Genomic DNA, 11,841 nt, shown 5'->3' on the forward strand with positions numbered 1-11,841 from the left:
ACGTCGCGGACGTGCTCGTACACCTGGGTCTCGGACCTGCGGATGTAGGCCACCTGCTCTTCGGTGAACCACTCGGTGATGTAGGGGCCCTCCTGGAAGTACACGGCCGCGCGCTCGATGTCGCTGGCGATGCCGACGAGCAGACGGCGGGTGAAGTGATAGATCGTCTCGCGTGCCGAGGCGGTCGGGTCGTCGTGCAGCGCGCCGACGGTGAAGTCGGCGGCACTCTGGTAGATGTCGTAGAGGATCAGCGACTTGCTGGCGTAGTAGTGGTACACCGTCGCCTTGTTCAGGCCGACCGCGTCGGCGACGTCGTCCATGCGGGTGCCGTGATAACCACGGGCCGCGAAGAGCTTGGTGGCGACGGCGAGCAGCTCCTCGCGACGGGTCAGGCCGTTCGGGGATGCCGATGAGCCGCTTGCGCGAAGAGAATTCGACTCCGATGAGCCGCTTGCGCGAAGAGGGTCTGACTCCGTGGACATGGCGACTCACTATATGTATGCCGGGCGGGTTCCCGGGGACCAATCAACTGGTTGGCCAGTTTAGGCCAATCGATCGGTTCCCCTGTTCGCCGCCGTGCCCCGACGGCTAGACTCCGAGCAAGTAATCGTCCCGCTTGGAGGTAAAGATGGATCCGAATCCGGACTACGACGCCAGCGACGAGATCGAGTACTTCTTCAACTTCGTTCCGTGGGGTCTTCGCGGCGTGTACCCGCCCCCGGCGTATCCCCCGGTCTAACAGAGTCAGAAAATGCGGGCGAGGAGTAATCCTCGCCCGCATTTTGCTGCGTACCCGACGGTCGTACCGGCTCAGGCCGCGGCCGCCTTCACCGCCTGGCCCACCTCGGCGCGCAGCCTCGTGTACTCGGGCGACTGCCTCAACTCGTCCGGGTCGACCCCCGTACGGGGCAGATCTACGGGCAGGTCCAGCGCCACCTGGCCCGGCCTGCGAGTGAGCACGATGATGCGGGAGCCGAGGAAGGCCGCCTCGTCGGCGCTGTGGGTGACGAACACCGTGGTGCGACCCGTCTCCGCGCTCACCTGACGGACGTCCTCCTGCAGCCGCTCCCTGGTCAGCGCATCCAGCGCGGCGAAGGGCTCGTCGAGCAGAAACAGCGGTGTCTCGGCAGCCAGCGCTCGCGCGATCGCCACTCGTTGCTGCTGCCCGCCACTGATCTCCCAGATCTTGCGATTGGCCGTGCCTTCCAACCCGACCCGGTGGAGCAACTGGTCGCGCCGCTCGGCGCGCCGCTCCCGCGGCACCTTGGCGTACTTGAGCGCCAGGTCGACGTTGCCGCCCACCGTCCGCCACGGGAACAGCCGCGGCTGCTGGAAGACGACGCCTGCGGTGACGCCGGGGGTCGGAGCGCTCCCCGAGACGTCGACCTTCCCCGAGCTGGGCTCCTCGAAGCCCGCGATGAGCCTGAGCAGCGTGCTCTTGCCGCAACCCGACGCGCCGACCAGGACCAGGAACGTACCCGGCTCGATGTCGAGATCGACTGGGCCGAGGGCTGTGACGTCCCCGTAGCGGTGTGCGAGGTTCTCGATGCGGACCCCACCGGTACGCGCTCCACCGCTGACGGCAGCTGGGGAGACGGGCCCGCTTACCTCACTGTTTGAGGACATTGGGAAGTCCCTTGGTGTAGATGGCGTCCTGGAAGGTCTTCAGCGGAGCGGCAGCCGGAATCTGCTTCTGCTCGGCGAGGAACTGCGATGCGCTCTCCAGGTTCGCGGCGATCTTGCCAGGAGCTCCGTCGGTGCCGAGCCACTCCGGGGAAGTCAGCTCCTCGGGAGTGAGGTACACGCCCTGCTTGAGCTGTCCCGCAACGGCTTCCGGTGTCAGGCCAATCTCGGAGGCAATCGCCTTGGCCGCGGCGTCGGGATCGTCCTTGAGGACGGTGAGCGCGCGGGCCTCCTGCTGACGCCAGGTGTCGACGACCTCGGGGTGGGCTGCCGCGAAGTCATCGGCGACGGCTCCGAGATCCAGCGTGGGCTTGCCGTCCTTCGCCAACTGACGGCTGGTGATCAAGTCCTTGCCGGTCTTGCGCAGGTCGTCCAGCGTCGGCAGCCAGGTGTAGGCGGCATCGATGTCACCGCGCTCCCAGGCCGCAAGGATCGCCTGCGGCTGCAGGTCGACGAGCTGAACGTCGGTGGCGGACAGGTTGTTCTGCGAAAGCGCGGCGAGCAGGCTGTAGTGCGCGGTCGACGCGAACGGTGTCCCGACGCGCTTCCCCTTCAGGTCGGCGATGGTGTTGACACCGCTGTCGTTGCGGGCCACCAGCGCCTCGTTGTCACCCGCGACGTCGAGCACGAATGCGACCTTGTAGGGAATGTTCAGTGGTGCCGAGAGCCCACGGGCGACGGGGCTCGAGCCGAGAGCGCCGAAGTCGAGTTCCTTGGCGATGAACGCGGTGTTGATGTCGGCGCCGGAGTCGAACTTGATCCACTTGATGTTGTAGTCGGGCAGCGCCTCTTCGAGCCACTTGTTGTTCTTGACGATCAGATCGCCACTCGGAAAGGTTTGGTAGCCAATGCGAATCGTCGGCTTGGCGGCATCCTGCCCGGAGTGGTCGACCGAGCAGCCTGCCAATCCGAGCACCGCGAGTGCGGCGGCCAACAGGGCCGTGATCAGCGTCCTCAGTTTCATATCTTTCCTCTCCAGGGGACCGCACGCCGCTCGGCGGTGCGAAGTAGACCGTCGATGATCAGGCCGGAGAATCCGATGGCGAAGATTCCGACGAGAACCACGGGGGTGTTGTTGTAGTTGCTTGCGTCCTTGACGAGGCCACCGATGCCGGGAATGCCGTTGAACAACTCGGCGGCGACCACCGACGAGTACGCCATCCCGACCGCCAACCGGATGCCGGTGAAGGTCTCCGGCAAGGCCGAGGGCACCACGACGTCGCGGATCACCTGCAGCCGGGTGGCGCCAAGCGCACGGGCCGCCTCGGTCAGTCCGACGGGCGCCGCGACGACGGCCGCCGTGGTGGCGACCGCCGCGGGGGGCAGCGCGGCCAGGGCGAGGAGGGTGATCTTGGGCGCCTCGTCGATGCCGAGCCAGATGACCAGCAGGAAGAAGTACGCCAGCGGTGGAAGTGCTCGCAGGAACGTCAACCACGGTTCCAGCACGCTGCGCACCCAGCCGATCGAGCCCATCACGAGACCAAGCAGAACGCCGAGCGCCACGCCGATGACCACGCCGACCAGCACCCGGCGCAACGTCATGTAGAGGTGCTCCCACAGCAGGTACCCGGCGTAGCCGCGGGTGCCGTCGTGGGTGGTGGAGACGTCGATGAACGCCCTCCACACCGTGCTCGGGTAGGGCACGAACGTCTGGTTCCAGACGCCACTGGCGGCGGCGAGCTGCCAGAGACCGCCGAAGACGACCACTGACAGCAGTGGCAGGGCGGCGCGGGTGAGCCTGCCCCGCCACCTGTTCTTGGGTGCGCGTTCAGCCGGCGAGTCGACCTGCGACGCGTCGGGCACGATATCTACGAAGACAGACACTTGTCCTGCGACTTTCTACGACCTGGGGCTGGACTGAAGAGCGCGTTCAGCGACAGCAGGGAGCAGCAGGCCTTGTCGCGGTCACCCGACGTTTTTACCGGCTTCGGATTCGCTGATGAAGAGCTGCGCTCACTGCGAATTTAAGTCGCTATTGCACAATCCGTTCAATAGGGGCGTAGTCTGACATCGTCCCCATCGGGACACCCCGTTTAGTGCAAAGCGGGCACGAAGCCCCGCGATTCCTTGGGTAGCGCCGAATTCGTTGAGACTCCTGCGGGAGGTAGCGCCCATATTGTTCTGCGTGGCTACGGCAGATTGCCGGCTCCGTCACCGACGGAGTGAGCATAGCGCCGCCGTCGAGAGTCAATTCTCGCCGCCGCGCCGTGCCCTTGGACGCCTGTAAGGAGTCCATAGTGGAAAACCATTGCTGCACAACGAATGTCGACTCGAGTCGCGCCAGCGAGGTGAGCGCCTCGTGACCCTCCAGATGGAACGGCCGACGATCGAGGTTCAAGCACCGGCGGTCGAGGTTCAAGCACCTGCGGTCGAGGTTCAAGCATCGGCGGTCGAGGTTCAACAACCGGCGGCGCCCGAGGTCGTGCGGATCGACGAGTACGCCGACGTCATGGACATGTTCACGGCGCTGCAGGACCGGATCGGGGAGCCCGCCGAGGTCGCTCGCCAGAGGGAGCTCATCTTCGAGCGGTGCCTGGTGCTGGCCGACCGAATCGCGCGCCACTACGGCGGCCGGGGCGAGGACATCGAGGACCTGACCCAGGTGGCACGCCTTGGCCTGGTGAAGGCGGTCAACCGCTTCGACCCGTCGAAGGGTTCGCACTTCGTCGCGTTCGCCGTACCGACCATGATGGGCGAGGTGCGCAGGCACTTCCGCGATCACGGCTGGTCGATGCACGTGCCGCGGCGGCTCAAGGATCGTCACGGCCATATCACAAGGGCCACAATGGAATTGACTCAGACACTGGGTCGAGCACCCACCGCTGGTCAACTGGCCGACGTCCTCGAACTCAGCCGCGAGGACATCGTCGACAGCATGCTGGCCGCAGAGGCCTACCGCGTGCACTCGATCGACGCTCCGGTCTCGACCGGTGATTCGGCGCCGCGCATGGTGTCCGACACCGTCGGCGACGTCGACCCCGAATTCGAGCGCATCACCGACCAGGAGACGGTGCGGCCCCTGCTGGCCGCGCTGCCCGAGCGCGAACGCACCGTGCTCTACCTGCGGTTCTTCGCATCGATGACGCAGAGCCAGATCGCCGAGAAGATCGGCGTCTCGCAGATGCACGTCTCGCGGATCCTCGAGCGCACGCTGCGGGAGTTGCGCGACCAAATCTGAGCCTGTCCCCCGATGAGGCCCCTCCCGCGCCGGGAGGGGCCTCATTCTTTCTCCGGTGGCTCTGGCAGCGCGGCGGGCTCCTTCGGGGCGCCAAGAATCCTTTGAGGATCCGCCAAGACCTCCACCCGATGCTGTTCACACATCGCCAAGACGCGACACACAGCACCCGGGAGGCCACCAAAATGTTCACCAGCAACCGCATCGCCAAGATCGCCGCCAGCACCGTCGCCGCGGGAGCCTTCGGACTCGCCGCACTCGCGGGCACCGCCACCGCGTCGGCCAGTTCGTTCGACGACGAATTCCTGACCAACATCTCCGCCGAGGGCATCACCTTCGACTCGGCCAGCGGGGCGATCACTGCAGGCAAGCAGGTGTGCGGCTACCTCGCCAACGGTGCCACGGGAGTCGACGTCGGCCAGGACATCCTCGACGAGACCGATCTGACCAGCCACCAGGCTGCCGTGTTCGTCGTCGAGGCGACCTACGCGTACTGCCCCGGTTACACCGACCGCATCACGGCCTGACCGACGCAGCCGCTCGCCCCGCACGTACCGCGTGCGGGGCGTTCGTCATTCGGCGCCGGAGTCGACGCGCGGACGGCGCCGCACGCGGTCCAGCCAGTCACGTGGCAGCCGTGCCGATGAGCCCGTGGCCACCACCCGGTCCCGCGCGTGCGCCAGCCACGCCACGGTTCGTCGCGCGAACGGCACGGTGTCCCTTGGGTTTTCGGGCGGCACGAACTCCAAGGCCGCGACCGCAGTCGTGAAGTCGGGTGCCATCGGCGTGTGAACTTCGCAGTAGTCCTCGCCACACCGACGGCAGCGCACTTCGTAGCGCATCACGTTGGGGCCGGACTCGACGAACGCGTAGTCGGCCACCGCCACACACCGTGGACAACGCGCAAGTCCACGTTCCACCACCACACTCACGGCAGCAACGCCCCCTCCGTCGGACCATCCGGAACTCTCCCTGGCAATGGTGGGCCGGTGGCGCTGAGAGCACAGCCCCCTGATGGATCTCGATGCGCGATCGGTGCGCAATCGAGATCGCAGGCCAAAGCCGCCTTTGGCCCGCCCGTGAAGAGGCCACAGGGAGTTGCGGAATGATGGCGGGGTGACCGAAGTGCATGGACGGATATGGCGATCTGGCAAGCCGTCGGACGGTTTCACGTTCTCGTCCATCTCGGACTGTCTCGAATCCGACGACACCCTGGTGTGGGCCGACATCTACGACCCCGATCACGACGCCCTGGCCGCGCTCGCCGAAGAGCTCAGTCTCAACGTGTGGGCCGTCGAGGACGCCACCGCGCCGAGGGAACGCACCAAGGCAACCGTCTACCGCACACACACCTTCTTCACGGTGTACGCGATCCAGACGCTGACCCCCGCCCCGGACGACGAGACCAGCTCGACGATCGCCAAGCACCGGATCTCCGCGTTCGTCCTCCCGCGGGGGTTGATCACGGTGCGACTGCCACCGACCGAGGGCGGCGATCCCAACTTCGGCATGGAGGCGGTCTCTCAACGGTTCGACGAGCTCGGTGGCCAGGAGTACGGCGTGGGCTCACTGGTGCACGGCCTCCTCGACGTGGTCGTCGACGGCCACTTCGAGGCCGTTCAGGCGCTCGACGACGACATCGAGTCGCTCGAGGACGAGTTGTTCGACGACGACGGTCCCCAGCGCGGCCTGCAGCGCCGCACGTTCCGCTATCGCAAGGATCTGGTCGAGCTGCGCCGGGTGGTACTGCCGATGCGCGAGGTCGTCAACGCCATCCAGCACCGTCGGCTGGACGACAAGACCTCACCCGAACTCGACCCCCTCTACGCCGACCTGTACGACCACGTGCTGCGCGCGTCGGAGTGGACGGAGTCGTTGCGGGACATGGTCACAACGGTTTTCGAGACGAATCTGTCCCTGCAGGACGCGCGGTTGAACACCGTGATGAAGAAGCTGACCGGCTGGGCGGCGATCATCGCGGTACCGACGGCGATCACCGGTTTCTACGGCCAGAACGTCAACTATCCGGGCATCAACACGGTCGCCGGCTTCGTCGTGAGCAGCGTCGTCATCCTGCTCCTGGTCGCATTGCTGTACGTGACGTTCCGCAGGCGGGACTGGCTGTAGCCCAGCGCTTGGAACGGGCGTCAAGAATTCGCCCAGAATCCGCCAAGACCGTCATCGGATGCTGTTCGCACATCGCAAGAAGCGAACCGAACACCACCGAGGAGCCACTGAAATGTTCACCACTCGCATCGCCAAGATCGCCGCCACCGCCGTCGCGTCCACCGCCTTCGGCCTTGCCGCCTTCGCGGGCACCGGCACCGCCAGCGCCGGCTCGATCGACGACCAGTTCATCACCAACATCACGGGCGAGGGCATCAGCTTCACCTCCGAGAGTGCCGCCATCCGCGAAGCCAGGACCGTCTGCACCTACCTCTCCGCGGGCCAGACGGGCGTCGACCTGGTCGGGGAGATCCAGTCGAACAGCGACCTGACCACCGACCAGGCCGCCGCATTCGTCGTCGAGGCCACCTACGCCTACTGCCCCAGCCTCAAGGGCCAGCTCCAGGCCTGACCCCGTGCGCGCGTCAGATGGCGCCCTGGGCACGCAGGTCGGCGATCTCCTGAGCTGAGAAGCCCGCGTCGGTCAGCACGTCGTCGGTGTGCTGACCGTGCAGCGGCGGCGGCGTCCGCACCGACGCCGGCGTGGCGTCGAGTTTGTAGGGCACACCCAGGAACTTCAACGGCCCCGCCGGGGTGTCGAGCTCGACGACCATCTCGGTCTCCCTGACGGCGGGGTCCTCGAAGGCCTCCGCCATGGAGTTCACCGGGGCCGCGAAGAGGTCGTCCGCCTCCATCATTGCCAGCCATTCAGCCGTGGTCTTGGCGGCCAGCGCATCCTCGATGACGGCGGCGAATTCGTCGCGATTGTCGAAACGGGCCCAGTAGGTGGCGAATCGGTCGTCTTCGCTGAGGTCGTCGATGCCGAGAATTCTGGACAGACTGGACATCTGCTTGCCGCTGGACAATGCGATGTAGCCGTCCTTGGTGGCATAGAACCCGTAGGGCGGTGGCGTGTACGGACTGGCGTGGCCGGGGTGCGGTCGACGTGGCTCACCCTGCGGTGAGTTGACGAAGTGGAAACCCCACTCCGCCATGCCTGCGATGGCGCTCTCGTACAGGCTCGTCCGTACCCGCTGCCCCTCACCGGTGCGGATGGCATGCACGATCGCGCAGACGGTTCCGAAGGCGCCGTTCATCGCGCCGAAGGTGTCCGCGATCGCGGTCGCGACGGGCACCGGCCGTCCGTCGACCGCGTTGAGATGGCCCCAGCCCGTGCGCGCTTCGACGAGGACGTCCTGACCGGGCTTGGCCGCGTGCGGACCCGCCGACCCGTAGCCCGTCGCCGATACGTAGATGATGCCCGGATTGAGATCCTTGCACCGCTCGTATTCCAGTCCCAGCCGCTCCATCACACCGGGCCGGAAGTTCTCGTAGACGACGTCGAACGAAGGCATGAGGCGTTCGATCATCGTCAGGCCGGCAGGCGATTTGAGGTCGACGGTGATGCTGCGCTTGTTGCGGTTGTTCGCGAGGAAGCCCGCCGCGTAGATCGTCGAGTCGTCGTGGTCACTGCCGTAGCGCACGTTCTCGCCATACCGATCGTCGCTGCGACCGTCCACCGTCATCGCCACCCGCCGCTCGACCTTCACGACGTCGGCGCCCATGTCGGCCAGCATCTGAGTGGCGTACGGTCCCTGCATCCGCTCGGTGAAGTCCAATACGCGAATGCCTGCCAACGGGCCCTGCGCATCAGCCATCAGATCGCCTCGCAGTCGCGGAGCCTGGCGATGTCGGCTCTGCTGTAGCCCACGGCCTCCAGAACCTCGTCGGTGTGCTCGCCGTGGCGAGGCGGTGCGGTGCGTACGGTCGCCGGACTGCGTGACAACTTGTACGGCGGCGCAGGCAGTTTCAGCTCACCCACCGGTGAGTCGATCGTGACGATCATGTCCTGCTGGGTGACCTGTTCGTCGGTGAAGGCCTCGCCGAACGACTTCACCGGCGCGGCGAAGAGCCCCTCCGGCTCCATCAGCTCCATCCACTCGGCAGTGGTCCGGTGCGCCAACGCCTCTTCGAGTAGCGCCTCGAACTCTGCGCGGTGCTCGTTGCGGGCCTGCGGGGTCGCGAACCGGGGATCGGTGGTCAGAGCCGGCAACTCCAGAATTCGTGACAGCTCGGGAAGTTGCCTGCCGCTCGACAACGCGAGGTATCCGTCCTTGGTGGCGTAGAAACCGTACGGCGCCGGGATATAGGGATGCGCGTGCATGATCGTCCCGCGGTCGGGCTCGCCGACATCGGTGTTGAGGAAGTGCACCGCCTGCTCGGACTGGGCGGCGATCGCACTCGCCAGCAAGTTGACCTGGACCCGCTGCCCTTCTCCGCTCCTGTCGCGGTGGCGGAGCGCCGCGAGCACCGCGATGGCCCCGTTCATCCCGCCGAGCAGATCGGTGATCGACATGCCGACGGGTGTTGGCCGACCGTCGGCAGCCACGTTCATGGCGCCGAAACCGCCGATCGCCTGAACGAGCACGTCCTGGCCGGGACGTCGCTCATACGGCCCGTCCGATCCGTAGCCGTACGCCGACGCATAGACGACCGCCGGGTTGATCTCGGCGCACTGCTCGTAGCCGAAGCCCAGCCTGGACATGACGCCTGGCCGGAAGTTCTCATAGACGACGTCGCATGTTCCCACTAGGCGCTCGACCACGCCCTTGCCCTCGGGATTCTTCAGGTCGATCGTGACGCTCTTCTTGTTGCGGTTGGCTGCGAGAAAGCCAGCCGCATAGAACGACGTGTCGGCCGGATCCAGTCCGTACCGACCATTCGGCCCGTACCGCTCGTCGGGCCTTCCGTCGACCGTCAGGGAGACCCGCCGCTCGACCTTGATGACCTCGGCACCCAGGTCGGCGAGGATCTGGGTGCCGTACGGGCCCTGCATGCGCTCGGTGAAGTCCAGCACGCGGATGCCGTGCAACGGACCTGGCGCAATCCCGTCACTCATTCGTCTCCTCTGTCTTCGGGTCGTAGCTCTATCTCGCAGGCGTCATCGAGGGTGCGGTCGGCCCGACGTCTTCTCCCGCGATGCTCTGGCCGTCACTGGTGACGGGACCCGCCATCGTCGACGGAGTGATGGGACCGCGGCCACGCCTGCGGCGGCGCGAGTCGACGACCAGTGACGCCCTCGGATCGATCCATGCGTATGCCAGATCGATGATCAGATTCATCACGATGACGAGCGTTGCGATCACGAAGACACACGCGAGAACCAAGGGCAGATCTCGTCTTTCGATCGCCTGGATGAACAGGCTTCCGATGCCCGGCCACGCGAAGATCGTCTCGATCACCACGGCGCCGTTGAGGAAGCTCGCCAACTCGTCACCTCCGACGGTGATGATGGGGATCAAACTGTTCTTCAGCGCGTGACGACGCACGATGCGCCCCTCTGACATGCCCTGGGCGCGCAGCGTGACGATGTAGGGCTTCTGCATCTCCTCCACCAGCGCAGACCGGGCAACCTGAGCGAGCCTGCCAATCGGGCGGAACGCCAACGTGATTGCGGGCAGGATGACGAACTCCAGGCCTCCGTAGCCGGACGTCGGTAGCAGGTGGAGTTGGACACCGAAGACCAGGATCAGCATCAGGCCCAGCCAGAAGTCGGCGATCGAGACTCCGGCGAGTGAGACCGTCGTGAGTATCCGATCCAGCAACCCCTCTGGCCGCAGCGCGGACAGCACCCCGAGTGCCAACGAGATCGGCAGCGCCACGATGAACGTGGCCAAGGTCAGCAGCAGCGTCGCTGGTACCCGTTCGAGCACCAGCGGCAAGGCAGGAACCTTCTGCCACAACGAGTTTCCAAAATCGGCTTGCAACCAACCCGAGAACGATCGCCAGAACTGTTCGGCCAGCGGATCGTCGAGACCCATCGAAGCCCTGGTGTCAAGGTACAGCTGATGGCTGGCCGAAGGCGGCAGGATGAGCCGTGCCGGATCTCCGATCTGATTGACCAGAATCCAGACCACGATGAGCACCGCCAGCAGCACCAGGACCGCGTGGATGGTCCGCTTGATCACGTATCGCGCCAACATCGTCGGGCTTCCTCAGTAGGACCCGGTCTGGACGGCCACCGGTTGCGGTGCACTGCGGGCGGCGGCGAGTTGATCGCGCGCCGCCGCGGCGATCAGTCCTGCGTCGGAGAACACCGTGGCGAAGTCGAAGCCACGCTCGATGTAACCGCGCGCGACTGACCCCGCAGGGGTGTGCATTCCGACGGCGACGCCGTGCCGTCGGCACGCGTCGACGATGCGCTGCACCGTGTCGTCGACGATCGGTGCCGTCGACCCTGGCTTCTCGCCAAGCGCGAGGGCCAGGTCGCTCGGTCCGATGTAGACGCCGTCGACCCCGGGAGTCGACACGATGGCGTCGAGATCGTCGAGGGCGCGGGCGGTTTCGATCATGATGACGCACGCGACGTCGCCGAGTACATCGGGATCGGTTGAACCCATCACGTCACGGGCCCGGATGGGACCGTAGGACCGAAGACCCTTGGGCGGGTACCGACAGGCGCTCACGGCCGCCAGCGCGTCCTCGCTGGTCTCGATCATGGGGATGATGACGCCGAGGGCACCGGCGTCAAGTGCCGACATGATCGCGGCGGGTTCGTTCCAGCGCGGCCGCACCATGGGCGCCGAGCCAGATGCCGAGACGGCCTGGATCATCGGGAAGGCCGTCGAGTCGTCGATCATGCCGTGCTGCTGGTCGATGCAGACGTAGTGATATCCCTGGCGGCCGAAGATCTCCGCCGCGAAGGGATCGGGCAGGGTGCACCACGCGCCAAGGGTGGGCTCGCCGCGCCGCCAAGCCGACGTCAACGGGTTCTCGAAGCTCATGTGGACTTCCTTCTGATCGGTGTGCCGGGTGGG

Annotated in this window: 14 protein-coding genes; 5 read left to right on the forward strand and 9 right to left on the reverse strand. The window is 66.1% G+C overall.

Annotated features, from left to right (window positions below):
* Positions 1-482 (reverse strand): TetR/AcrR family transcriptional regulator (locus ABW137_RS32655; protein ID WP_526406558.1); only part of this gene is annotated, 482 nt, incomplete at its 3' end.
* A gap of 146 nt (positions 483-628) precedes the next feature.
* Here ABW137_RS32655 and ABW137_RS32660 point away from each other — a divergent pair.
* Positions 629-739 (forward strand): hypothetical protein, encoded by a 111-nt coding sequence (locus tag ABW137_RS32660; RefSeq protein ID WP_293240094.1) that lies wholly within the window; start codon positions 629-631, stop codon positions 737-739.
* A gap of 71 nt (positions 740-810) precedes the next feature.
* Here the strand turns inward: ABW137_RS32660 and ABW137_RS32665 are convergent, their stop codons facing one another.
* The 3 genes from ABW137_RS32665 to ABW137_RS32675 are packed head-to-tail and all read right to left on the reverse strand — an operon-like array spanning position 811 to position 3,507.
* On the reverse strand, positions 811-1,626 hold the full coding sequence (locus ABW137_RS32665; protein WP_526406560.1) for an ABC transporter ATP-binding protein: 816 nt from the start codon (positions 1,624-1,626) through the stop codon (positions 811-813).
* Positions 1,610-2,647, reverse strand: coding sequence for a taurine ABC transporter substrate-binding protein (locus ABW137_RS32670; protein WP_526406562.1), 1,038 nt, complete (start codon positions 2,645-2,647; stop codon positions 1,610-1,612). Before ABW137_RS32670 ends, ABW137_RS32665 begins: the two co-directional genes overlap by 17 nt.
* Complete coding sequence (locus ABW137_RS32675) at positions 2,644-3,507, reverse strand: ABC transporter permease (protein WP_526406564.1); 864 nt, start codon at positions 3,505-3,507, stop codon at positions 2,644-2,646. The genes ABW137_RS32670 and ABW137_RS32675 overlap by 4 nt, the downstream gene beginning before the upstream one ends.
* Before the next feature lie 475 nt (positions 3,508-3,982).
* Here ABW137_RS32675 and ABW137_RS32680 point away from each other — a divergent pair, with 475 nt between their 5' ends.
* The gene (locus ABW137_RS32680; RefSeq protein WP_526406566.1) at positions 3,983-4,861 is read left to right on the forward strand and encodes an RNA polymerase sigma factor SigF; all 879 of its coding nucleotides are present in this window, start codon (positions 3,983-3,985) and stop codon (positions 4,859-4,861) included.
* Between the two features lie 182 nt (positions 4,862-5,043).
* Positions 5,044-5,385: a DUF732 domain-containing protein gene (locus ABW137_RS32685; RefSeq protein WP_526406568.1), complete on the forward strand. Its 342-nt coding sequence runs from the start codon at positions 5,044-5,046 to the stop codon at positions 5,383-5,385.
* A 45-nt stretch (positions 5,386-5,430) separates the two neighbouring features.
* Here the strand turns inward: ABW137_RS32685 and ABW137_RS32690 are convergent, their stop codons facing one another.
* Positions 5,431-5,739 (reverse strand): hypothetical protein, encoded by a 309-nt coding sequence (locus ABW137_RS32690; RefSeq protein WP_526406570.1) that lies wholly within the window; start codon positions 5,737-5,739, stop codon positions 5,431-5,433.
* 235 nt (positions 5,740-5,974) lie between these two features.
* Here ABW137_RS32690 and ABW137_RS32695 point away from each other — a divergent pair, with 235 nt between their 5' ends.
* Together ABW137_RS32695 and ABW137_RS32700 are read left to right on the forward strand one after the other, a co-directional pair.
* The gene (locus ABW137_RS32695; protein ID WP_526406571.1) at positions 5,975-6,985 is read left to right on the forward strand and encodes a magnesium transporter CorA family protein; all 1,011 of its coding nucleotides are present in this window, start codon (positions 5,975-5,977) and stop codon (positions 6,983-6,985) included.
* A gap of 112 nt (positions 6,986-7,097) precedes the next feature.
* Positions 7,098-7,436, forward strand: coding sequence for a DUF732 domain-containing protein (locus ABW137_RS32700; protein WP_526406573.1), 339 nt, complete (start codon positions 7,098-7,100; stop codon positions 7,434-7,436).
* Positions 7,437-7,449: 13 nt separating this feature from the next.
* On the opposite strand, the gene ABW137_RS32705 is transcribed toward ABW137_RS32700, so the two are convergent.
* The 4 genes from ABW137_RS32705 to ABW137_RS32720 all read right to left on the reverse strand — a co-directional run.
* A complete protein-coding gene (locus ABW137_RS32705; RefSeq protein ID WP_526406575.1) occupies positions 7,450-8,682 on the reverse strand; it encodes a CaiB/BaiF CoA transferase family protein in 1,233 nt (410 codons plus the stop codon).
* On the reverse strand, positions 8,682-9,923 hold the full coding sequence (locus ABW137_RS32710) for a CaiB/BaiF CoA transferase family protein (protein WP_526406577.1): 1,242 nt from the start codon (positions 9,921-9,923) through the stop codon (positions 8,682-8,684). Before ABW137_RS32710 ends, ABW137_RS32705 begins: the two co-directional genes overlap by 1 nt.
* A gap of 28 nt (positions 9,924-9,951) precedes the next feature.
* Positions 9,952-11,007, reverse strand: a complete 1,056-nt coding sequence (locus tag ABW137_RS32715) for an ABC transporter permease (protein ID WP_526406579.1) — start codon at positions 11,005-11,007, stop codon at positions 9,952-9,954.
* A gap of 12 nt (positions 11,008-11,019) precedes the next feature.
* Positions 11,020-11,841 (reverse strand): HpcH/HpaI aldolase family protein (locus tag ABW137_RS32720; RefSeq protein ID WP_526406580.1); only part of this gene is annotated, 822 nt, incomplete at its 5' end.

This window comes from Mycobacterium sp. (assembly GCF_040509115.1).
Lineage (GTDB): Bacteria > Actinomycetota > Actinomycetes > Mycobacteriales > Mycobacteriaceae > Mycobacterium.